Below are 22,303 nucleotides of genomic sequence, written 5' to 3'. Positions count from 1 at the left end.
CCTCTAATGTTAAATTTGATGATTTTACACAAAATTCTATTAAATTTTAATAACTTTTAAAGGTTTAGCGATGCAAAGTTTGGAATTTAACGGCCTGCGCGTAGAAATTTTCGCCCCGCATTGCTCGCCTGATGCGTCGTCCGTGCTAGATACTAGACCAGAATTTACGGCGGCTACCGACTCGATTTCATCCGCGTCATCTATGCCGAATACAGTGCCAGCCGCGTCCGCACAAACCGCCCTGCCCCGCTTGAGTGCCGCACCTATCATCTACCTGCACGCCTTGGATTTTGATGCGGCTAGCATGGGCGAAATTTACGAGCTCGTCTCACGACAAAGCGGCGCGAATTTCGTGCTTGCGGCGGTCTATCTAAACGAAGCGCAGTGGGGCAATAAGCTTAGCCCATGGGCGGCAAAATCGCCGTTTAAGGGAGTGCGCGATTTCGCAGGTGGAGGCGCGGCGCACTTAGAAAAATTTGCGGACGAGTTGATCCCGCGTATCGAGCGGCACGTATTCGGCGCGGGCAAACCTGCGTGGCGAGCGTGCGCGGGATACTCGCTGGCAGGGCTTTTTAGCGCGTACGCGGCGTTTGCAAGCGATAAATTTCAAAAGATCGCCTGCGTCTCGGCGTCGTTTTGGTTCAGCGGATTTGACGCCTTCGTCGCCGCACACTCGCCGCAAAGGGGGCTGGCGCACGTCTACGCGTCCTTGGGCGAGGCCGAGATGAACCCGAAAAATCCGCGCGGAGCACTCTGCGGCGAGACGGCGCGAAATTTCATCGCAAAATGCCGCGGCGCGGGCGCAAAAGCGGAGTTTGAGCAAAATCCTGGCGGGCATATGCAAGATGAGATCGCAAGAATTTCAAAGGCGCTTTTAAAGCTGGTAAACTCCTAAAATTCGAGCAAATTTTAAAATTTAGCGACAGAATAAAGTGCGGTGAGAGATTGAAAGAAACGAGCCAAGAAGCGTAAATTTAAGCAATCTGCCGCTGGAATTTCTCGCGCAACGGTTTTTTGCGCGATGCAATGGAATTTAAGACAAACCCACGTTAAATTTTATAGCATGAGCAATGTCGCAAAAATGGCGCTACGCAATTCGGCGCGAATGACACAGCGCGTGGTCGGTGCTTTAGCGGCTTTGATAAGTGTGAATCAGTTTTGAGCGTAAATCATACGACTCGACGTCGATGCGGCACAGGCGGCACGGCGTAATGCGAATTTCAGGCAGGATAGCGCTAAATTTTTGCAGATTGCGCTAGTGGTTTAAAATTTCAAACGAGCCGTCATTATAAAATTTGAAGCAAATCGTCTCACGGCTAGAATTAGCGCACCTGCAAGCTAAATTTAAACTCTATCATACGCGCCTTGTAGTCGCGCTCGATAGGATTTAGCATGCCTGCAAGCTAAATTTAAACAGCAGCGCGCCGTGTATGATCTTGCCGTTTTATTTATGTGTTTACGAGCTAAATTTACCGCTGAAATTTCAAAATTTACACTGCACCAACGAGCGCTTCGGCGCTACGATACGCGCCGCTCGGTTTAAATTTTAAATTTAACGTCGAGTGAATGCACTCAACCGATATCTGCCGAATTTGCGGCGGCGGAATATGCGGAATTTTGCGAATTACCGTTTGCAAAATTCGTCCTGTGAAATTTCGCGACACATACTTCATTATCAGTTCTCTACTGAGCGCTTTGCCCGACGCACGTTTCGCCTTTTCTCTCGCTATACAGACAGCGCCGACCGCCCCATTACTCGCGCTCACTATGTCATTTCCTACATTTGCTCGGAACCAACTGCGAAAAGCTGCAAATGCACCGAATTCTAACCGCACGCCCTAAATTTTACCATCTATGCAAAGGGCAGAATTTTTTTGTAGTTACTCCACAACTCGCTCTGCTCGCCGAAATACGCTAGCAGTCCGCGCGCGTTGCGATCGAAAGGGTTGGGCTCTTTATGCAGCGCGATACGCTGCGACAGGCGCAGATCGTAGGTGTTGTATATCGCAGAATACGGCACCGGAAAGTCCGAAGCGTAAAGCAAGCGCGAGTGCACGTCCGTTTGGCTCGCTAGATGGGGCAGAGCCTTGGCGCGCACCGGCGTCATAAGCGCGGAAACGTCGGCGTAGAGGTTTTTGTGCGTGCGCAGAAGCGCCAGAAGCGCGAAATAATCGTGTCCGAAATTTCGCGGGCGACGCGAGAGCGCACGAAAAATATGCGGATACTCGTAGTTAATCGCCATGTGCGCGCACACTGTCGTGACGCCCAGCTCAAGCGGCGCGTAGATCATCTCCAGCGCCTCGTAGCGGCGAGTGCTCGGCACCGAGCTTTCGTTGCCGACGTGGATCACCAGCGGCAAGCCGAGCTTAGCGAGCTTTTCAAAATACGGCACGTAGCGAGGCAGCCTCGTATCCAGATCCCAATAGTTTTGTAAAAATTTCGCTCCCTTAAATCCGAGCTCAAAGCAGCGATCGATCTCATCTAGCGCGTCCACTCGCTTTGGATTGATGCTAAAAAACGGCACGATGAGATCAGGGTTTTTTTGATAAATTTCAAACACGCTGTCGTTGTCCGCACAGACGGTCTTATCGCGATGGATTAGCTCGCCCGCGTCGCTAAATTTAGCATCCACGCCGAAAAGCACCGCCTTTTTAACGTATTTCGAAGCTCTAAGCCCGCCGAGCAGAGCGTCCACATAGGCTTCATAGGGCTCTTTGATCGCGCGCGATACGTCTATGCCGAAGCGCCTGCCGAAAAGGCGCAGCGCGAGCCTGTCGTAAGGGTGATCGAAGCGCACCTCCTTGCTTAGCAGATGGACGTGAAAATCAAGCGTTTGCATCGGGGATCCTTGGGAAAATTTTGCCGAGTTTATATCAAATTGCGGTAAATGGTTGGAATTTTAGATTCGGGTTTAAATTTACGCACCGCGCCTTGCCGTGCCTTTAAATTTTAAAATTTAAACCTCTCTGAAAGAGCCGCTAATTGATATTTAATGCCGTTTTAAAGCTACGGCGATATACTTGCGATTTGAAAAGTTATTTCAATTAAGGAGCGAAGATGGAGTTTGAAATTTTAGAAAATTCCGCCGATTTTAAGCCTAGCGATATAGATGAGATAATGATCTCGATCGGCTGGGATACGGAACAAAACGCAGCCTCCGTGCCGCCGCACGAAACATACAGGGTGTGGCGAACCTATGATTACGTGGCGATCGCCAAAACGCAAGGCAAGACCGTGGGGGTGCTGGAGGCGTTTTGCGACCGCGACAACTTCGCTACAAGCTATCTTTACTGCGTGATAGTTCATAAGGATTATCAAAGGCGCGGTATCGGCACGGCGCTCGTGAATGCCTTTAATAAACGCTTTGCGCACACCACCACCTTTGTCGTGACCCCTCTACACAAGGCCGAGGGTGCCGGAGAATTCCTGCAAAAATGCGACTTTAAGGACGCGTCGGAGCACTTTACGATCCACATGAGGAAGCGAAATTCGATCTAGCGAGCATAAATTTTAAAATTTTATGAGCTTTGGCTATATTAAATTTAGCTATGAGCTGCTATAATCGCTAAAATTTAAGGAGCCAAAATGATCACTATGCAGATTCAAAGCGGCGTCGATCGCGATACTCTCGAAACTTTTAAGAAGCTTTTTTTAAAAATTGATCCCTCCGCACAGATCACTCTAAGCGGCGAGAAAAGCTTAGAAATGATTCTATCGGAGTTTAAATCCGGCGAAAGTTACGACGAGATAAAAAACGGAATGGATGTAGATTTAAAATCATACGCAAACGGCGATCTAAGCGGCTTTGAGAAGCTAGGCAAGGGCTGGAAAAATTGAAAATAATCCAGTCTAAAAGATTTCGCGCGCAGCTTAGCAAGATCGTAGAATTTATCGCAGAGCGCTCAGAGGATGCGGCGGAAAATTTTAAAAACGAGCTTTTTGCGCGGGCAGGCGAGCTTGGCTTTATGCCGTATAAATTTCGTAGATCAAAAAGCTTTGACGATAATAAAATTAGAGATTTCATATTTAAGGGTTTCGTAATCCCGTATCTAATAGACGAACCCGACGATACGATCGTTATCCTGGCGATATTTAAGCAAAATTTATTGAGATAACTTGATGTTTATTTAAAAACATCCGCGTTTAAATTCCGCGCTCCATTTATTAAAACCGCTCATTCGCCGCTGCTACAGCGCCAAAGAAAATCAACCGCTCATCCGCACTAAATCACCGCATATTCGCGCACGGCGCCGTAAATTTCAATTCTACGCGCAGCGTGCGAAAACAACTCCGCTCGCCCCCCCCCTGCGCAAAAGCAAACCTAAAAGAATTTTCGGCTACAATTTCCCCCAAATAAAGGCAAAATATGAAAGAAATCTCGCTACTCAGGCTCTCGCTAGCAATCTACGTCGATATGTTTTTGCGCCTAGTAACCACGTTTATCAACACCTACATGATCTCGCGCGTGGACGTCTCGCTCGTGGGCGCGCTGGGGGCGGGCAACGAGATATTTTTGCTCTTCGTCACCGTTTTCGGCTTCCTCGCCGTGGGCTGCTCGGTACTCGTAGCGCAGGCGCTGGGGGCGAAAAACAAAGTCCTAGCCATGCGCGCGATCCACACGAGCATCGCATTTAACGCGCTTGTGGGGCTTTGCAGCGGCGTTTTCGTCTTTAGCTGCGCGCCGTTTTTACTCCGCGCGCTGCAGGTGCCCGCCGAGCTTTTAAGCGAAAGCGCGATCTATCTTAAGGTCATTAGCATCGTCTTTGCGATAGACGCCGTCGCGATCGTGCTTAGCGCCATCGTGCGCGTTTACGGATACGCAAATTTCATCATCGCGGTCTCCGTGGTTATGAATTTAGTAACGCTCGCGGGCAACTACGTCGTGCTCTTTCGGCCGTTCGGACTGCCGTACTACGGGCTTGAGGGCATCGGCGTGAGCACGATCGCGGGGCGCATGATCGGCGTATTTTTATTCTTCCTCATCATCACGAAGGTGCTAAAGATAAAATTTTACCTCACGATGTTTTTAAAGATCAAGCTCGCCACGCTGCGTAAAATTCTATCCGTAGGGCTTCCGAGTGCGGGCGAAAACATGCTGTGGATCGTGCAGTATCTCGTCGCCTTCGCCTTCGTCGCGAGCATGGGCGAGGCGAGCCTTACCGTGCAGACGATCTATTTTCAAATTTCATCATTCATATTCTTCGGCGGAAGCGCGATCAGTATGGCAAACGAAGTGATCGTAGGCCGCCTCGTAGGCGCCGCCAAGCCGCAGGAGGCGTACCGACACACATTTACCGCGCTGCGCTTCGGACTCGGGGCGACGGCGCTTTTCGTCGCGATCGTGTTTTTGGCGCGCGAGCAGATCATGGAGATGTTGAGCCTAAGCGAGGCGCACAAACAGGTCATGCGGCTGCTTTTTTACCTCACGCTGGGGCTTGAGTTCGGGCGGACGCTTAATATCGTGTTCGTAAACGCCCTGCGCGCAAGCGGCGACGCGAGGTTTCCCTTTGCGATGGGCGTGATCTTTATGTGGGGCGTCTCGATCCCGGTGGGCTGGCTTTTGGGCATTCATCTGGGGTATGGAATTTTGGGCGTTTGGATCGGGTTTTTCTGCGACGAGTGGCTGCGCGGCAGCGCGAATACGGCGCGATGGATAAGTAAAAAATGGCAGAGCAAAAAGTTAGTTTAAATTTGCTAGGCTTGCAGATCAGCCTGCGCTTTAAGCGGATGAAATACGCGCGCATCCGCATTAGCAAGGACTGCGAGATCAGCGTCAGCGTGCCGTGCTCCTACACCGTGACGCAAGCGAAAGACTTCATCCTAAAGCACGAAAGCTGGATTCGCCAAACGCTAGAGCGGCTGCGAAGCAAACTACTAGCGAGCGATCAGGTTAGAATTTTAGGCAAAATTTACAAGCTGAAATTTAGCCGCGAGGGCGGGCTCGGTACAAACTGCGGCGCGAATGAAAATTTAGGAGATAGCGGCGCGGGCGGTGCAAATTCAGCTCATTTACAAAGCGGCGCGAGCATAGGCGGTAGCGGCGACGACGTGAGAGGCAGCGCAAATAACGGCACGGGCGGCATGAATGACGGTGCGTGCGGCGGCACGGGAAGTGAAATTTTAAAATTTCACTCGGGCGAACGCACTTCGCAAAGTAATGCGGCGGGCGAGGATTTGAAATTTAACCTGCACGGTGATGCGGTGCAAGGGCTCGTACAGCAAAGCGCAATGCGACAAAGCGGCGGGTTTATAGATACGGCGTCGCAAAGTGTTCGTAAGCAATCCTACGGCAAAAATTTAAAATTTCACTCGGACGGGTGCGTTTCACAAAGTAGCGATGCGGGTAAATTTAACTCCGCCTCAAGCGGCGAAATTTTAAAATTTGATCCCGCCGCAAAGGGTGAAATTTTAAAATTTAAACCTATCGCGGGTGAAGGAATTTCAAAATTTAGACCCGCCGAGAGCGGAGGAATTTCAAATTTTAGCTCTGTCGTGGGCGAAGAAATTCCGCTCATGAGCGAAAAAATTTCAAAATCCGCGAGCGAAAACGTGCCGCAAAATGTAGCGCAAAGCGCGCAAACTGCAGCGATCGAGCACGATGAGCCTGATTTTACGATCAAAAATTTTATCCAAAGCTCTAAATTTAAAGATAAAATTTTCGTATCGGAGGGCACGATCTTTTGCGAGAGCGAGGGCGAATTTGCGGCGTTTAAAAAGGCTTTTGCGCTTGAGCTTTATCTGCGCTATATCGAGAAATTTTCGTCGCGGATAGACCGCAAGATCGCGCGGGTGCGGGTGCGCAAAATGCAGACGCGCTGGGGCAGCTGTAACCACGCTAAGGGCTATCTCAACTTCTCGCTAAGCCTGATAGAGCGGGATCCGCGCTTCGTCGAATACGTCGTGCTGCACGAGCTCGCGCACCTCATCCATGCAAACCACGGAGCGGATTTTTACGCGCTCATCGCGCAAATCATGCCCGATTTTAGGGCACGCATCAAGCTAGGCAAGGGCTAGTTCGCGAACGGAGCGCCCGTTTAAATTTCACGTCACTGCGGCACAATCTTTGCAGCCGATAAATTTCAACCGATCTTTCACTCCTCTTCCGCCCTGCCGTAGCAGACCGCAGCCCGATCCGAATTTGCGCAGCACAGACGGCGAAATTTCGCAAATTTTTGCGGATCCAAACGCTAATCTAAAGCCGCAAATTCCACGTATTTCTCCATCGCAACCAGCAGGAGCCAGCGCGCGGTAGGACTGAAAAAATAGTGGTGTTCGGGAACCTGCTCCATTATAAATTTTAAAAAATCGTAAAAATATTCGGGCGCAAATTTAACCTCGGCACTCGTTAGGCTATCGCCTAGATAGTGGATTTCGCCGCTCAAAATCCTTGCTTTTACCGCGGGGTTTGCGTCTATGAAGCTTCTGGCACCAGCAAAGCTGGGGCAGTCCGCGGTCGCGTAATCTTTCAATTCCCGCAAGACGGGTTTGGAGCCGACGAAGGTGAAATTTTTTTCTATAAATTTCACTCCGCCCTCGCTCACCTGCCAGCGATCGCCCAAGCTCGATAGAAACGCAAACATCTCATCATCCGCGGATTTGAAATTTGCAGGCTCATTTTTGCGATCCATCTTCGTCCTTTTTAAATTCATAGTTGCTTTTATTTTGAAATTTTTACGATAAAGAACAGAAAATATGTTTGATTTAATCTTTTTAAAATCATTATATTGAATTAGGCTAATCAAGGTTTCCCGAGCTCTTTTTATTTCAAGCGAAATCCTTTACCGCTTTAAAATTCAACCAATTCAAATAATCATTCTTTCTTTATTTTTTTGAACTTTATTTATTTGTTATCATCAGTGAACTGCTCTTTGACAAGATCTTTGATATCGCTTTTAATACTTTTAGTATCAACTATTGAATCCTCACCCAGCTTCTGAAATTTTTCTTTATCTGCCTTCGTATATTCCTGTTCATCATCATATTTTTTTGTGATCAACCGAATCATCTTGCGACGCAAAAACTTCTCATCTCTAACATTTGACCTCTCTTTGATCCACCCAATTAGTAATACCATCAACATTATAAAACCAATATAACCTAGAATTGGATACATAATCGATACTAATTTTTTAAAGCCCATAAAGGATAATATATACCCTACAACTACGGTGCCAATCATAATTGGATAAAAACGTTTTGATTGATTAGATGAGAAACGTTTTGCTAAGGCATAGAATAAACTGAAAGCAGTATTAAAGATCAAGCCGAAGATAACAAGTGCATACACAAACGCAAATGCAGGGTGAATCTGTTTGGCAATAGCCAACATAGGAATATCAACAGTCGTTGCAAGTTTTACATTTGCATATAAGATACAGGTTGTAACTGTGATGATAATACCGATTATAAATCCACCCAAAGTACCACCTTTTTCTGCTACACCAATCCTTATAATGGATCCCCCTAATACAAAAGCCATTGATACACCTGTCATAACGCAGAGCGAAAAATAATTCAGAACAGAAAACCAGATATTTGGCATTGGAGTAGAGATTGTATTTGCAATTGTTTCTAATTCTTTAAAATCAAAACGTTGACTTGCAAAGGTATATACTGCCATAATCATAATCATGATAAAAATAATAGGCGTAAATATTCCGATCACATTCGTGATTTTTTCAAAATCAAGAAAGCTAACAAGGATTATCAATACGGCACATAGGAGTGCTCCTGACCAGAATGGCATGCCAAATTGCTGATTAAGATTTGATCCAGCCCCGGCAATCATGACAAAACCTACCACAAAACAGCAAATAATTAAAGAAATATCAAGAATTTTATTAGTGATAGATCCAGCAATTTGTGAAAGAACTTCAAAGTGATCATTGGATCTAAAATAACTACCGAATGTAATAATGATTTTACCAAAGACGGCATTGAGGATACCAAGAATAACGGCTCCAAGAATACCCCATTTGCCAAAACTGACGAAATATTGCATCAGATCCTGACCGGACGATAATCCAGCACCGACAATAACCCCAACATATGCTAACGCTACATTTAAAATTTGTTTTAACATCATCCTACCTCTTAATTATAAAAAATTTTAATTTGCTTTACTAATATTAAGAATCTTTAAATTTAAATAATATTAAATGCTAATTAAATTTTATCCAAATAATGACACGAAATTTACACCGAAATTACATCCAAACTCTTAGCGAGATTCCAAGCGAAAATCCCGTACTTTGGTGAATAAAACCGCAAGACCGCCGTTCAAAACAGATCAAGGCAAATCAAAGGCAGCTTACTTGAAAAAATTCTTGATTTTATCGAGTATCCCCTCGTCGTCTCCGCCCTTGCTACCGAAGCTTTCTTGAAGCTCGCGCAAAAGTGCCTCTTGCTTCTCGTTCAATTTTTTAGGCGTCTGGACGTTTACCTGCACGATCAGATCGCCGTTTTTCTTGGTGCGGATATTCGGCGCGCCCTCGCCGTAGATCGTGAAGCGCTGCTTGTCCTTGGTGCCTACTTTGAGTTTCAGCTCCGCCTTGCCGCGCGGCGTCGGCACCTCGATGCTCTCGCCCAAGATCGCCTGCGTGAAAAACACCGGCACCTCGATATACAGGTCGTCTCCGTCGCGCAGGAAGTGGCTATCCTCCTTCACGCGCACGATCACGTACAGATCCCCGATCTCGCCGGTTTTAGAGACGTTGCCTTTGCCGCTTAGGCGCACGCGCTGTCCGTCGTCGATGCCTGCAGGAATATCAAATTTAAGACTCACGTCCTCTTCGGTAAAGCCCTTGCCGCCGCAATCCTTGCACCTATCTTTTACGATCTCGCCCGTGCCGCCGCATTCGGAGCAGCTTTGAATGAAGCTCATATATCCGCGCCTGACCGCGACGCGCCCCGTGCCGCCGCAAGCGGAGCAAGTATGTCTTTTTTTATCCTTCGAGCCGGTGGCGTCGCAGGCAGAGCACGGCTTTTTGATTTTGTATTTTATCTCCTTGTGAACGCCCTCTAAAGCCTCTTTAAATTCCAGCGTTACGGCCAGTTCGGTATCTATGCCGTATGGATCGCTAGGGCGCGAACGACCGCCTCCACCGAATGCCTGCTCAAAAAAATCGCCGAAAATCGAGCTAAAATCAAATCCTCCGCCGCTCGCGCCGCCGTATGCGCCGCTGATGCCCTCTTTGCCGTAGCGATCATACATTCTGCGCTTTTGATCGTCACTTAAAATTTGATACGCTTCGTTGATCTTTTTAAATTTCTCCTCCGACTCCTTGTCGCCTTGGTTACGGTCGGGATGGAATTGCAAAGCGAGCTTTCGAAACGCCTTTTTTATCGTCTCGGCGTCGGCATCGCGCGCCACGCCTAAAATTTCATAATAATCTTCTTCCACGAAATTCTCCTTAAACTATACAAAAGGGGCAATTTTATCTAAATTTAATAAAACGCAAGTTAAGACTTAACTATTTTTATGTATAATGCAATATTTAAATTTCAAATCAACGATGCAAAGGATAAAAAATGATAAATGTATTGATGATAGAAGACGACAGCGAGTTCGCACAGCTTCTAACCGAATATCTGGCTAAATTTAACATCCAAGTTACAAACTTCGAAGACCCGTATCTGGGCATTAGCGCTGGGATCAAAAATTACGATCTGCTGATTTTGGATCTTACGCTTCCGGGGATGGACGGACTTGAGGTCTGCAAAGAGATCCGCGAGAAATACGACATCCCGATAATCATCAGCTCTGCTAGAAGCGACGTGAGCGATCGCGTAGTGGGTCTTCAGATCGGTGCGGACGATTATCTACCTAAGCCTTATGATCCAAAAGAGATGCACGCGCGCATTATGAGCCTCATCCGCCGCTATAAAAAAGCTAGCGAGAAGGAAGAAACCGCCACGGATAGCGTATTTCGTATCGACGACAAGCGCCATGAAATTTACTTCGGCGAAGAGTCGCTCGTGCTAACGCCTGCGGAGTATGAAATTTTAGAATACCTAATCAAGCAGCATAGCTTTTCGGTATCTCGCGAGCAGCTCGTATACCATTGCAAGAGCCTAAAAGATAAGGACTCAAAGAGCCTAGACGTCATCATCGGGCGCCTACGCACCAAGATCGGCGACAGTTCCAAAGCGCCTAAGCATATCTTTTCGGTTCGCGGTATCGGCTACAAGCTCATCGGATGAAGCACTCCTTAATCACCAAAATTTCGGTTTTTTTTGTAATCGCGATCATCTTAGTCTGCGTGCTTTTCATCACGTTCGCGCGAATGCAGATGAATAGAGCCCTAGGCAGCATGCAGGCTAATCAAATAAATGCGGTCAATAATCTACTTGAGCTATACAAGCGTAATGCGCCTCCCAGCGATATTGAGCGCTACTTCTCCAGCTATGGCTTGGAGCTTGTAAAAGACAAAAATATCATCCAAAACATCATCACGAGTGGTAAAATTTTTTTCGTTCAAGATACTTCTATCGGCGAGTTTAGCTCGGTCGAGTATAATAATTCATTGTTTTTAAATATCAAAAACAACTCTTTCGTCGTGGTTTTCGAAAGCCTTGGCACGAAGAATTTAAACGATCCGCTCTGGGTCGGATTTCTGCTTACGATGGCGGTTTTGATCTCACTTTATCTATCGATAGTGCGAAGTTTTACGCCGCTAAAAAAACTAAGCAAAAATATCAAAAAATTCGCCCAGGGCAACTTGGACGTAAATTTAGCCGCCGCTCACAGCGAGGACGAGATCGGGCAGGTCGCGCAGGAATTTAACAACGCGATCGCCAAAATTCAAGAGCTGATCCGATCGCGCCAACTGTTTTTGCGCACCATAATGCATGAGCTCAAAACCCCGATCGGCAAGGGCAGGCTCATTACGGAGATGCTCGAGGACGAGACGCAAAAAGAGCGGCTCGTCAATGTCTTTGAGCGGCTTGAAATTTTAATCAACGAGTTTGCCAAAATCGAGCAACTGCTCTCAAAAAGCTACTCGCTAAATTATCAGGATTATCATTTTAGCCTCATTTTAGAGCAGGTAAAAGATATGTCAATGCTTGATAATTGGGACGAGCTCATTAGCGCAGATATCGAGTGCGATGCGGTGATAAACGTGGATTTCGGGCTATTTGCGCTGGCGATTAAAAATTTGATCGACAATGCCCTAAAATACTCCAGTGATAAAAAAGTCCGCATCATCTGCGATGAAAACAAAGTAAGCGTCGCCAACCGCGGCGCAGCTCTTGCAAAATCATTCGAGCACTACAAGCAAGCCTTTATCAGAAATAAAGACGAGAAAGCCACCGGCATGGGGCTTGGGCTTTACATCATCGATAAAATTTGCGAGCTGCACAAATTCCGCTTCGAGTACAATTACAGCGACGGTACGCACTACTTCTCGATCGTCTTTTCGCCGAAGGGCGCCATATGAGCGGCACAGACAGGTTCGAAGAGCTCGTCGCGAGCTTTGAAAAGCTTCCCGGCGTGGGCAAAAAATCCGCCCTGCGCTTTGCCTACTACGTAAGCGTGCAAAACTCCTTTTTGGGGCTAAATTTAGCGCACAATATCGAAGAGGCGGTGCGCGGACTGCACAGATGCCGCATCTGCGGTGCGGTATGCGAGGGCGAGATCTGCGAATACTGCGCCGACGACGAGCGCGAAAGCGATAAAATTTGCATCGTCGAAAACCCAAAAGATATCTTTATTTTAGAGAGCAATAAAATTTACAACGGTCGCTACTTCGTGCTAGACGCCGCCGACGAAGATAAAATCGCGGCGCTACGCGAGATGGTGAGCCGAAACGGCGCGAGCGAGCTGATTTTCGCGCTGACGCCCGGCATCAACTCCGACGGGATCATGCTTTACGTCGAGGACAAGCTCGCGGATCTGGGTTTGAAATTTACCAAGCTCGCTCAGGGCGTGCCTACGGGCGTGAGCTTAGACAACGTCGATATGCTCTCGCTAATAAAGGCGATCAACGGGCGCACCGATATTTAAAATTTCGACGAAATTTTAAATTTATGCGGGTAAATTTATAAGCTAAATTTAAAGCGCAAAGCGGCGAATAGGCTTTGCCGCGGGGCCAAGCGGCGAAATTTGAGGCGCTAAATTTAAAAGTGGACGCGCGATGAACGCGATGAAATTTACCGAAATTTACGCGGCTTCGGTATGCGATACGATGCGGCAGGCATGGCGGCACCCTGCTAGCCGCGAGGCTTTAACGGCGGATTTGAGCCGTAAAATTTTAAGCGCTCTCGTTTCAAGGCGGAATTTCGAGCGCTTAAATTTTAAAAGCACTTTCGAAAGTAGCGAGACGGGGTTGCGCGACGCGGCGAGCTCGTAAAATTTAAAGGCGCTTTTCAAGGCGCGCAAAACGGTTTAAATTTTTAAATTTCGCCGGAGCGGGATTTAAAAATTTAAACGTAATTATCTATTATATTATTTAAGGACAAAGGTGAAAAAGGTTCATTTTATCGGCATCGGCGGCATAGGGATATCGGCATTAGCGAGATTTTTACACGAGAAAAATTTTATCATCTCAGGCTCGGATATCAAAGAGAGCGAGACGACCTACAAGCTAAGAGCGGACGGCATGGAGATCATCACTCCGCACGACGCTTCAGCGATCAAGGATCAGGAGATCGTCATCTACTCCGCCGCGATCAAAGAGGACAACGTCGAGCTGCAAGCCGCGCGCAAAAAGGGGATCGTCTGCCTCTCGCGCAAGGAAGCCCTGCCCTTCGTGCTAAAAGACAAGCGCGTCTTCGCAGTCGCCGGCGCGCACGGCAAAAGCACCACGAGCGCGATAACCTCGGCGCTGATAAACGGCTCGGTCATCATCGGCGCGATCTCCAAGCAGTTCGGCTCGAATATGAAATATGAAAATAGCGAAAACATCATCTTTGAAGCCGATGAGAGCGATTCGAGCTTTTTAAATTCCAACCCCTACGTCGCGGTCGTGACCAACGCCGAGCCCGAGCATATGGATCATTACGACAACGATTTGGATAAATTTCACGCGGCGTATCGCGGCTTTTTGGAACGCGCCAAGATCCGCGTGATAAACGCCGAGGATGAGTTTTTAAGCTCCATCAAACTCGGCTGTATCAAGCTCTTTCCTTCGCGCGACATAACGGATCTGAAGGTGCTGCTGCGCGATCATCAACCGTTTATGAGCTTTAATCTTAAAGAGCTCGGACGTTTCGAGGTTTACGGGCTAGGAAGGCACATAGCGATTGATGCGTCGCTGGCGATCCTAGCCGCGGCGTGCGAGACGGGACTAGAGCAGATCCGCAAAAATTTACTAAATTACAAAGGCATAAAAAAGCGCTTCGACATCCTGTGCGCCACCCCGAACTTCGTGCTGATCGACGACTACGGCCACCATCCCACCGAGATCAGAGCGACGCTGCAAAGCGCGCGCGAATACGCTAGCTTGCTAGGGCTTAGCAAGATCACGGCGATCTTTCAGCCGCACCGCTTCAGCAGGCTTAAGGCGAATTTAAACGCCTTTAAAGAGTGCTTTGCGGGCGTGGAGGAGTTAGTCGTACTGCCCGTTTACGCTGCGGGCGAGCCTAGCAACGGTATCGATCTGAAAGAGGAATTTAAGGGACTCGGAGCGCTATTTACCGAGCGGGTCTTTAGAAACGGCGAGAAGATAGAATTTAGCGATATTTTCGGCGTCCGCCACATCATAAACGACGGGCTCGTGATCGGATTTGGCGCAGGCGACATCACCTATCAGCTGCGCGGAGAATTTTAGGCTTGAAAACTCTCGCCGAATTTACGAGCCGAACTCCGCTGCGGGCGGGCAAGGATAAAATTTGAGATTTTTAATATTTATTTTCGCATTTTTATTTATCGCGGCGATCTTTTTCGTGCGGGACGAAATTTTAAGCAAAAGGGCTAAAATCATCGTCACGGCGCTGATCGTGCTGCTGTGCGCGGGGGCGTATCTTTACGAAAGCGCGAGCGAGCGATCCGCCAAGCTTGAGGAGGAGATGGTGTTTAAATTTAACGCAGGCGCCAGATTAAGATGCGGCGGCGCGATAAATTCCGCTTCTGAAACGCGCGGCGCGGCAAGTTCCTCTCCCGAAAAACACGGCGCGGATGCGAGAAATTTTGGCGCGCAAGAGGACGAAGTAAATTTAAACGCACAGGGCGAGACCGCTTCCGCCGCGCAAAGCTCCACCGCACAAACGAACGAGCAGGCTTCCGCTGCGCAAATAAACGGCGCCGTCTTGGGCGGACAAAATTCCGCACAAAGCCCTACTTCGCAAAATTCTGCGGGCAAGAACGATACGCAGAGCCGCATGCAGCAAAATTTCGCGAATCAAGGAGGTACGCAAAGCTCTGCCTTACAAAATTCCGCGCAACGAGGCGACACGCAAACCTATAGTCCGCAAAGCTCCGCGCAGAATTCTAAAGCTACGCAAAATTTCGCCGCAGATAAAGAGCAAAGCTCCGCGCAGATCGTAACGCGAGAGAGCTTCACCTACTCCTTTTCGATGGGCGCTTTCATCGCCAAAAAAAGTGCGGGCGCGGAGTTTAGGGGCAAAACCTACAAGATCAAAGAGTGCGTTTATGATCAGTGATGAACTTTTTACGCGCCTCGATCTGGGCGAGTATCTAGCCAAATTTAAAAGCTTTTTAGCGCGCGAAAAGCCGCTGTTTTTAAGCGGCGATAGCAAGCTAAATTTTGAAAAAATTTCAGAGCTTACGAAATTTGATCTGGCGCAGTGCGAGAGCGTCGCGAACCTAGACGACGCGCTGATGCGCATCTCAAAGCATGGCGTGCTTCATATCAGCGAAATTTACGAGTTTAGCAAGATCGTCCGATATTTTTTGTATCTCAAAAAGCAGCCTTTTGAGGGCAAACTCGCCGCTTGGCTTGCAAAGATCGAGATCCCGCAGCCCATCGCGCAACTAAAAGATTATTTCGACGATCAGGGCGGCTTTCGCGACGCGATAGACGAGCGCTTCGGCGCGCTAAACGAGGCGTTTAAGATAAAAAAAGGCGAGATCGAGCAGACGCTAAAAAGGCTGATCTATTCCAAAGCCCTTTCGCCCTATCTCGCCGACACGCAGATCCACTACATAAGCGACACCGAGGCTCTGCTGGTGCGCGGCGGCTTTAATCACGTGTTAAAAGGCAGCGTCGTAGCGCGCTCAAGCGGAGGCTATTTTTACGTGCTTCCAGACGCGATCGCGGCTCTGAAGTCCGCTCAAAGCGCGATTTTGGATAAAAAAGAGCAGATCGTATTCGAGCACTGCAAGCAGATCAGCGCGGTTTTTAATAAGAATTTAGCTTTTCTGAAATTTATAAACGTCGCTTTCGACGCGATTGACGCGCTGATTGCGCGCGCGGCGATGGCAAGAGCGAGCGATTATGAGTTCGTCCTGCCTGAGCCCTCGCGCGACATTGTCCTAGACAGCTTCGCCCACCCCGCGCTTAAAAATCCAAAGCGCGTGAGCGTGGAATTTAGCGGTAAAATTCTGCTCATCACAGGCGTGAATGCGGGCGGAAAATCGATGCTTTTAAAAAGCATTCTAAGCGCGGCGCTGCTAGCTAAGTACCTCCTTCCGATGCCTATTCGCGCAAGCCTCAGCCGCATCGGCACCTTTAAGGAGTTCGAGCTCATAATGGAGGATCCGCAAAACTCCAAAAACGACATCTCGACCTTTGCAGGCAGGATGGTTGCCTTTAGCAAGCTTTTCGGGCGCAAAGAAATTCTAATCGGCGTCGATGAGATCGAGCTGGGTACCGATTTTGAGGAGGCTGCGAGCCTATATGGCGCGATGATCGAGCAGCTGATAAGCGGCGACGTGAAAATAATCATCACCACGCACCACAAGCGCCTGGCGATGTTGCTGGCGAAAGATCCGCGCGTGGAGCTGCTGGCGGCACTTTACGACGAGAAAAACAGCGCGCCGAAGTATGAGTTTTTAAAGGGCACTATCGGCAAATCCTACGCCTTTGAAACCGCGCTGCGCTACGGCATAGCGCAAAATTTGATCGCCGCGGCGCGCAAAAACTACGGCGAAAACAAAGAGAACTTAAACGAAGCGATCTCAAAAGCGATAAATTTAGAGCTTGAACTAAAGCAAAAACTAGCCCAAACGCAGCAAAAAGAGGCTAAACTTGACGCGCTGAGCGAGGCGCTAAAAGATCAGCGCGAGCGCGCGCAAAGCGAGCTGAAGGCGGAGCTTTCAAGGCTGCAAAACGAATACTACCGCGCCATTTCGGAGGCCAAACGCAGCGTGAGCCTAAGCGACGTGCGCGAAAAGCAGCGCGCCATAAACCGCGCAAACGAGCTTGCACGGGCCGTGCAGCAGCCGGAGTTTATTGCGCCGGAGCCGCAAAGCTTCAAGGTAGGCGATCGCGTAAAATACGGCAAGATCAAGGGCGAAATTTTATCGCTTAGCAAAACCCAAGCGCTGATGCTAAGCGACGGCATCAGGCTGCGCGTGCCGCTTAGCGAGCTAAAGCGCAGCGGTGCGGCGCCCGCGCCCGTAAAAAACATCAGCATCAAGGTGCAAAAGCCCTCCTCCGCGTCGCTCGTGCTCGATCTGCACGGCTTGCGCGCCGAGGAAGCGATCAGCAGGCTTGATAAATTCATCAGCCAAAGCCTCGTGATGGGCTTTGATGAGATCATCGTCAAGCACGGCATCGGCACGGGCAAGCTCGCGCTCGCGGTAAAGGAGTTTTTAAAATCGCATCCGAGCGTCAAGGGCTTTCGCGATGGCACGCCCGCAGAAGGAGGCTTCGGCTCAAAGGTCGTATCGCTTTAGGCTCTAGATCAAAGAGTTTTTCGCTTCAGCCGCCAGCGCAAACGATGCGGAATTCGCTCATTTCATCTATACCTTCGCCGAGGTTTTTTAAGCGCGGGTGCTTTTAACGTAGAATTTCGCCGCGGGATTTATAGCTTGGCTTTTACACTAAAATTTCATGCGGCGTAGCCGCGATAGAAAATACAGCGCGGACGTAGTCCGCCCCTTATAAAGCGTCGTCGGGGGATGGGTGGGGTTTGTGGGCGAGCGGAGCAATGCGGTGCTGCGGGGCAGCGCCGCCTCCGCGAGAAGTGTGACCTCGCAATTCAAGCCCCCTTCCCGCCCCAAGAGAAAGAAATCACGGCATAAATTTTGCAAGCTGTGAATTTATAGATGAAATGTTATTTTGTAAATTTCTATAAAATTTTATGGATATAGGTTGGTGTCTGGATGCATTATACGTGATATTCGTAAGGAGGCGGCGCTCAGAGTTGCGAGGCGCGCCCGCCCCCTTACCAACCCCCACCCGCGCGACGCTAGCGGTGCGAGCTACGCTCGCGTTAATTCTTTATATTGCGACTACGCCGCATAAAATTCCACCAATCCTAAAAGATCTGATAATAAAATTCTTTCGTGCTTAAAATTTTAAAATTCCAAGCGCAAAAGAATTTTGAAATTCCAAATACGATAAAATTTAAGTGACTGCGGAATTTTAGAATTCCTATTATTGGCGAAATTTCGGAATTCTGATCGGCAACGAAATTCTAAAATTCCATAAATTTAAAACGACTGAATAAGGAGGCCTCATTGAACCCGATTACCGAAAAGCGCAGCGTTTCGGGCTATTACTACGCCGAGGATCGCGAGTATGTATATTTCGTAACGGACGCGCCACGCGAGCAAAACTACCGCTTTATTTTCGACGCGGACGCGATCTATTTGCAGGAGGGTGCCGCCGAGGTGCGGCTTAGCAGCGAGGCGGAGTTTTTCGCGGTCGTCAAAAAGATCCTAGCACAATATCGCGATAAAATTTTAGAGCACTCCGCAGAGCTTGAGAATTACGAAAAAATCTACACGCGCCGCGGCGATTTTTCAAAATTTATGAAAAGGCATTCGATCCTAAAATATGAAATCCGCAAATTTCAAAACAAAATTTCGCATTTTTACGAGGCGCTTCTCATCTGCGCAAACGAGCAGCCGGCGCTGAAAAAGCAGCTGAAAAACTACGCCTACGAAGCGGGCGTTTTTAAAGGCGTGATGAGCGAATATGCCGTCAGGATCGAGGATATCTATCAATTCATCCAGGGGCTTAAAAACGACAAAATTAGCCGCAACATCTACATTCTCACGATCATCTCGTCGCTGCTGATGCCGCTAAATTTCATCACGAGCTTTTTCGGTATGAACACGACGGGGCTGTTTTTAAACGGCTCGACGCACGGCACGCTCATCGTGACGCTTGCGATGTGCGTGATTTTCGCGGCGATGGTTGGCTTTCTTATGCTCTACGCCAAAAAGCGAAACTAAAGCGAAGGAGTTAAATTTTGAACAAAAACGAGCTAAAAAATATCCTAGGCGGATACTTCGGAAGGGAGATTGCGGGCGATTTTAGAGTGCTGAAAGAGTATGAGATCGCACGCTGCAACGACGCGGCAAAATTTCCTTTTGAGGGCGACAGCGGGCTGCTGCGCGAGTTTTGTATATTTGCAGACGGCGGCAGCGGCGATCTTTGGTTGCTAAGCTCTGGCGGCGAGATCGCGTTTTACGACCATGATTTGGAGTTTTTGTCCGAGGCAAATTTGAAAAAATTCGATCTAAATCTTGCGGGCTGGTTTGAGATAGCGGAGCTTTTTGCTAAATTCGAAGCCCTTGACGAACCGAACGCCTCGCAAAAGGCGGAGTTTGAACAAAGCGTAGCTAAAATCTGCCCGCAAATTTTAGAAATTTGGGAAATTTAAGCGCTGCTTGCGGCGCCTAAATTTAATCGCAAAACAGGAGAAACAATGAAATTTATCGCATATTACGACTCGCCGCTTGGTAAAATCACGCTCGCGGGCGATGGAGCGGGGCTTTGCGGACTGTGGTTCGAGGGCGAGAAATACTACGCGCACGCCCTCACGGCAAGCGGTGCGGATAAAAAGCGGGGCGACGACGATCTGCTCGCAAAAGAGCGGCACGCCGCGAGCGAAACGCAGCGCGATTTTGCAGCATTGAAAAAGAGTGAAGAGAGCGATTTTGCGGCAAAAGCGGCGAACGGCGCAGACGAAAAGTACAACGCGCGCGATTTTGCAGTTAAAGACACGGGCGAAAAACCTCGCGCGACCAATCTTTCGGCGCAAGGTGGGAGCGGAAAATTCTGCGCGAATGAGCAAAACGAGCAAAGCTGGTACTTTGAGGAGAGAAACCTAGCCGTTTTTGATCAAACTAGGCGCTGGCTTGATCTGTATTTTAGCGGACGCGAGCCGGGTTTTACGCCCGCTCTAAATCCCGTAGGCTCGGCGTTTAGGCGCGCCGTGTGGGAAATTTTGCTTAAAATTCCATACGGAAAAACCACGACCTACGGGCAGATCGCGCGCGAAATCGCCGCAGCACGCGGGCTAGCGAAGATGTCCGCGCAAGCCGTGGGCGGCGCCGTAGGGCACAACGAAATCTCGATCATCATCCCCTGCCACCGCGTCGTAGGCACGCACGGCAGCCTCACGGGCTACGCAGGCGGCATCGATAGAAAAATAAAGCTGCTGCAGCCAGGGGGCGTCGATATGCAAGGCTTTTTCACGCCCCCAAATAGCACCGCGCCGTAAGAATGCAATTTAAGCGGCTAATAGCGCGCCCAAGGCCCAAAAAAGCTAACCGGATAGCAAAGCCGCGCAAGATGAGGCCTGCCGCCAAAAGGACGATAAACGTTGCGAGCCGTATCGCTAAATGAGCCTAGCTATGCCGCCAAAACGGAGCCCCGTGCGAAACTCAAATCGGCGCACCGCAAAACGTCCCGCACCGGTGCGCTCAAAGAGCGGATTGAGTAAATTTTAAAATTTCGCCGCTTTTCTCCGCCTTTCACAGAAGTCGCATCGATTTAAAATTTTAACGCGCCGAGGACGGATAGATCGGCCGCCAGTTCGGCCGCTACAAAATTTGCGATAACCAAAATCTACAAGCGGCGCCGAAACGGGCGCAACAAGAAAACTAATAGGCGGCGTCGCATCTGCTTAGTAAAACTGCGGCGGACTGATGCCGAGGAGCCGCTTAGTGCAGCATTTAAGCCGCCGCGCAAAAAAGATAAATTTTATTTTTTCACGCATGATGATTTGCGCCGCATCTACAAACAAATGAAGCTCGCAGGCTCTTGGCGGTCGGTGGCGCTGCCACTACGCCGCTTAAACCTGCGCGGATATAAAATTTTATAAATTAAAATTCCATGCCGCGGACAATTCAAAATTTCGCGCTTCGAATGATCCGTAAATTCCGCACCGCACAGGGGCAATAAAATTCCATGCCTAACACTCCCAGCGGTGCTTTTTCATACGGGCGCGCTCGCCTCTAAATTCCACGCCTTCGGCCTCTAGCAGTTCGCGCTGAGCCGCAAAGCTCGCCGCCAAGGCGCCTGCGTGGTTTACGACGCGGTGGCACGGGTAATCGCCGTAGAGCACACTTGCGAGAGCACGCGCCCCACGAGCCGCGAGCAAGCGGGCAGCCCGATCAGGCGCGCGATCTGTCCGTATGATGCCACCCTGCCCGCGGGGATTTCCTCGACAAAGGTAAAATTTCATAGATCAAATTTTGCGTCAAAACCATGGCGCGATTATACTCTTTCGCGTTTAAATTTAGACCTAAATGTAGCCGCTTTGCAGCGCCAAATTCGATATAATTTCTAAAATTTAGCGCTTTAAAAGAAGTGAGCTGTGGATAAAAAATTTCAATCAGACACAAAAGAGCTGGACGAGAAATTTGCCGCTATCCCTGAAAATTCAAAGAAGCGATACGATAGGCATAAATTTATTAGACGCGTGATTATAGGGTATTATTCGTCGGCGGCTACAACCATCTATTTCTCGCTAATGCTAATGTTTTTTCTTGATTTGCTTTTTTCGAATATCGGTATAGAATCGTCGTCTAAAATTTTTAGAGATATTCGTGATGTCGCGATAATAGTTTTGCCTATATGCGCGACGATCTGTTTTTTAAGATACACTAAGACTAAGCGATACAGCAACCTTTTTATCAAGGATCAAGGAGATAGTTTGTTGGTCTTTACGATAGAAAATTTTGCCAGTATAGTTTTGCTTTTATATCCGACCTTGATTTTTACCGGGATATTGGAAGGCGCCGCAGCTCATATATTTTTGTACGCCTTAATCGTAGCGCCGATTTGCGGAATAGTTTTTGGGGTATGCTATTTTTTCAATACGGGCTCATATACCCCGAAAGACGAAGCGTAAATTTCACTAAATTTAACCTAGTGTCGGCGCCATGAATTTCATTAAATTTGGCCGCGTTTTTAAATTTTACGACGCAGCGCCTCGCTGA

21 protein-coding genes and 1 pseudogene are annotated in these 22,303 nt (G+C 48.6%); 17 read left to right on the top strand and 5 right to left on the bottom strand.

What is annotated here, in order from left to right:
- Positions 1–70 precede the first annotated feature (70 nt).
- The gene (locus tag Q0238_RS03645) at positions 71–895 is read left to right on the top strand and encodes an alpha/beta hydrolase-fold protein (RefSeq protein WP_297942988.1); all 825 of its coding nucleotides are present in this window, start codon (positions 71–73) and stop codon (positions 893–895) included.
- 957 nt (positions 896–1,852) lie between these two features.
- Here the strand turns inward: Q0238_RS03645 and Q0238_RS03640 are convergent.
- Positions 1,853–2,839 carry an amidohydrolase family protein gene (locus Q0238_RS03640; RefSeq protein ID WP_297942986.1) on the bottom strand — a complete coding sequence of 329 codons (987 nt, stop codon included), beginning with the start codon at positions 2,837–2,839 and terminating at the stop codon, positions 1,853–1,855.
- Positions 2,840–3,057: 218 nt separating this feature from the next.
- Between Q0238_RS03640 and Q0238_RS03635 the strand changes: the two genes are divergently transcribed.
- From Q0238_RS03635 to Q0238_RS03615, 5 genes are all read left to right on the top strand, one after another.
- A complete protein-coding gene (locus tag Q0238_RS03635; protein ID WP_297942984.1) occupies positions 3,058–3,498 on the top strand; it encodes a GNAT family N-acetyltransferase in 441 nt (146 codons plus the stop codon).
- Positions 3,499–3,585: 87 nt separating this feature from the next.
- A complete protein-coding gene (locus Q0238_RS03630; protein ID WP_297942982.1) occupies positions 3,586–3,837 on the top strand; it encodes a hypothetical protein in 252 nt (83 codons plus the stop codon).
- On the top strand, positions 3,834–4,115 hold the full coding sequence (locus Q0238_RS03625; protein ID WP_297942981.1) for a type II toxin-antitoxin system RelE/ParE family toxin: 282 nt from the start codon (positions 3,834–3,836) through the stop codon (positions 4,113–4,115). The genes Q0238_RS03630 and Q0238_RS03625 overlap by 4 nt, the downstream gene beginning before the upstream one ends.
- A gap of 251 nt (positions 4,116–4,366) precedes the next feature.
- On the top strand, positions 4,367–5,689 hold the full coding sequence (locus Q0238_RS03620) for an MATE family efflux transporter (protein ID WP_297942979.1): 1,323 nt from the start codon (positions 4,367–4,369) through the stop codon (positions 5,687–5,689).
- On the top strand, positions 5,665–7,014 hold the full coding sequence (locus Q0238_RS03615) for a M48 family metallopeptidase (RefSeq protein WP_297942977.1): 1,350 nt from the start codon (positions 5,665–5,667) through the stop codon (positions 7,012–7,014). The genes Q0238_RS03620 and Q0238_RS03615 overlap by 25 nt, the downstream gene beginning before the upstream one ends.
- 173 nt (positions 7,015–7,187) lie before the next feature.
- Here the strand turns inward: Q0238_RS03615 and Q0238_RS03610 are convergent, their stop codons facing one another.
- The 3 genes from Q0238_RS03610 to dnaJ form a co-directional block, all read right to left on the bottom strand.
- The gene (locus Q0238_RS03610) at positions 7,188–7,628 is read right to left on the bottom strand and encodes a hypothetical protein (protein WP_297942975.1); all 441 of its coding nucleotides are present in this window, start codon (positions 7,626–7,628) and stop codon (positions 7,188–7,190) included.
- Between the two features lie 212 nt (positions 7,629–7,840).
- A complete protein-coding gene (locus Q0238_RS03605; protein ID WP_297942973.1) occupies positions 7,841–9,085 on the bottom strand; it encodes a hypothetical protein in 1,245 nt (414 codons plus the stop codon).
- A 225-nt stretch (positions 9,086–9,310) separates the two neighbouring features.
- The gene (dnaJ, locus tag Q0238_RS03600) at positions 9,311–10,402 is read right to left on the bottom strand and encodes a molecular chaperone DnaJ (RefSeq protein WP_297942971.1); all 1,092 of its coding nucleotides are present in this window, start codon (positions 10,400–10,402) and stop codon (positions 9,311–9,313) included.
- Positions 10,403–10,530: 128 nt separating this feature from the next.
- Here dnaJ and Q0238_RS03595 point away from each other — a divergent pair, with 128 nt between their 5' ends.
- The 10 genes and pseudogenes from Q0238_RS03595 to Q0238_RS12255 all read left to right on the top strand — a co-directional run.
- Positions 10,531–11,202, top strand: a complete 672-nt coding sequence (locus Q0238_RS03595) for a response regulator transcription factor (RefSeq protein ID WP_005870149.1) — start codon at positions 10,531–10,533, stop codon at positions 11,200–11,202.
- Complete coding sequence (locus Q0238_RS03590) at positions 11,199–12,440, top strand: ArsS family sensor histidine kinase (protein ID WP_297942969.1); 1,242 nt, start codon at positions 11,199–11,201, stop codon at positions 12,438–12,440. Before Q0238_RS03595 ends, Q0238_RS03590 begins: the two co-directional genes overlap by 4 nt.
- Positions 12,437–13,006: a recombination mediator RecR gene (gene recR, locus Q0238_RS03585; RefSeq protein ID WP_297942967.1), complete on the top strand. Its 570-nt coding sequence runs from the start codon at positions 12,437–12,439 to the stop codon at positions 13,004–13,006. The genes Q0238_RS03590 and recR overlap by 4 nt, the downstream gene beginning before the upstream one ends.
- 130 nt (positions 13,007–13,136) lie before the next feature.
- A complete protein-coding gene (locus tag Q0238_RS03580) occupies positions 13,137–13,352 on the top strand; it encodes a hypothetical protein (RefSeq protein WP_297942965.1) in 216 nt (71 codons plus the stop codon).
- 111 nt (positions 13,353–13,463) lie between these two features.
- Entirely contained in the window at positions 13,464–14,771 is a 1,308-nt protein-coding gene (gene murC / locus Q0238_RS03575) for a UDP-N-acetylmuramate--L-alanine ligase (RefSeq protein ID WP_005870158.1), read from the top strand.
- A 61-nt stretch (positions 14,772–14,832) separates the two neighbouring features.
- Positions 14,833–15,603, top strand: coding sequence for a hypothetical protein (locus tag Q0238_RS03570; RefSeq protein ID WP_297942963.1), 771 nt, complete (start codon positions 14,833–14,835; stop codon positions 15,601–15,603).
- A complete protein-coding gene (locus tag Q0238_RS03565) occupies positions 15,593–17,800 on the top strand; it encodes an endonuclease MutS2 (protein WP_297942961.1) in 2,208 nt (735 codons plus the stop codon). Before Q0238_RS03570 ends, Q0238_RS03565 begins: the two co-directional genes overlap by 11 nt.
- Positions 17,801–18,586: 786 nt before the next feature.
- Positions 18,587–19,306 (top strand): CorA family divalent cation transporter, encoded by a 720-nt coding sequence (locus Q0238_RS03560; protein WP_297942959.1) that lies wholly within the window; start codon positions 18,587–18,589, stop codon positions 19,304–19,306.
- 17 nt (positions 19,307–19,323) lie between these two features.
- On the top strand, positions 19,324–19,737 hold the full coding sequence (locus Q0238_RS03555; protein WP_297942957.1) for a hypothetical protein: 414 nt from the start codon (positions 19,324–19,326) through the stop codon (positions 19,735–19,737).
- Between the two features lie 444 nt (positions 19,738–20,181).
- Positions 20,182–20,580: pseudogene (locus Q0238_RS12255) on the top strand (methylated-DNA--[protein]-cysteine S-methyltransferase); the annotation flags it as partial.
- A gap of 809 nt (positions 20,581–21,389) precedes the next feature.
- On the opposite strand, the gene Q0238_RS03540 reads toward Q0238_RS12255, so the two are convergent.
- Entirely contained in the window at positions 21,390–21,506 is a 117-nt protein-coding gene (locus Q0238_RS03540; RefSeq protein ID WP_297942951.1) for a hypothetical protein, read from the bottom strand.
- Positions 21,507–21,678: 172 nt separating this feature from the next.
- On the opposite strand from Q0238_RS03540, the gene Q0238_RS03535 reads away from it, so the two are divergent.
- Positions 21,679–22,215 carry a hypothetical protein gene (locus Q0238_RS03535; RefSeq protein ID WP_297942949.1) on the top strand — a complete coding sequence of 179 codons (537 nt, stop codon included), beginning with the start codon at positions 21,679–21,681 and terminating at the stop codon, positions 22,213–22,215.
- The last annotated feature ends 88 nt before the right edge of the window (positions 22,216–22,303 follow it).

This window comes from uncultured Campylobacter sp., assembly GCF_938045775.1.
Taxonomy (GTDB): domain Bacteria; phylum Campylobacterota; class Campylobacteria; order Campylobacterales; family Campylobacteraceae; genus Campylobacter_B.
Note: the sequence above shows the minus strand (reverse complement) of the source record. Positions and strands in the feature narration are given on the sequence as shown.

Bases quoted from the DNA above. Each gene is read 5' to 3' on its own strand.
- Q0238_RS03645 (WP_297942988.1), top strand. From the start codon at position 71: ATGCAAAGTTTGGAATTTAACGGCCTGCGCGTAGAAATTTTCGCCCCG.
- Q0238_RS03640 (WP_297942986.1), bottom strand. From the start codon at position 2,839: ATGCAAACGCTTGATTTTCACGTCCATCTGCTAAGCAAGGAGGTGCGC.
- Q0238_RS03635 (WP_297942984.1), top strand. From the start codon at position 3,058: ATGGAGTTTGAAATTTTAGAAAATTCCGCCGATTTTAAGCCTAGCGAT.
- Q0238_RS03630 (WP_297942982.1), top strand. From the start codon at position 3,586: ATGATCACTATGCAGATTCAAAGCGGCGTCGATCGCGATACTCTCGAA.
- Q0238_RS03620 (WP_297942979.1), top strand. From the start codon at position 4,367: ATGAAAGAAATCTCGCTACTCAGGCTCTCGCTAGCAATCTACGTCGAT.
- Q0238_RS03615 (WP_297942977.1), top strand. From the start codon at position 5,665: ATGGCAGAGCAAAAAGTTAGTTTAAATTTGCTAGGCTTGCAGATCAGC.
- Q0238_RS03610 (WP_297942975.1), bottom strand. From the start codon at position 7,628: ATGGATCGCAAAAATGAGCCTGCAAATTTCAAATCCGCGGATGATGAG.
- Q0238_RS03605 (WP_297942973.1), bottom strand. From the start codon at position 9,085: ATGATGTTAAAACAAATTTTAAATGTAGCGTTAGCATATGTTGGGGTT.
- Q0238_RS03595 (WP_005870149.1), top strand. From the start codon at position 10,531: ATGATAAATGTATTGATGATAGAAGACGACAGCGAGTTCGCACAGCTT.
- Q0238_RS03590 (WP_297942969.1), top strand. From the start codon at position 11,199: ATGAAGCACTCCTTAATCACCAAAATTTCGGTTTTTTTTGTAATCGCG.
- recR (WP_297942967.1), top strand. From the start codon at position 12,437: ATGAGCGGCACAGACAGGTTCGAAGAGCTCGTCGCGAGCTTTGAAAAG.
- Q0238_RS03580 (WP_297942965.1), top strand. From the start codon at position 13,137: ATGAACGCGATGAAATTTACCGAAATTTACGCGGCTTCGGTATGCGAT.
- Q0238_RS03565 (WP_297942961.1), top strand. From the start codon at position 15,593: ATGATCAGTGATGAACTTTTTACGCGCCTCGATCTGGGCGAGTATCTA.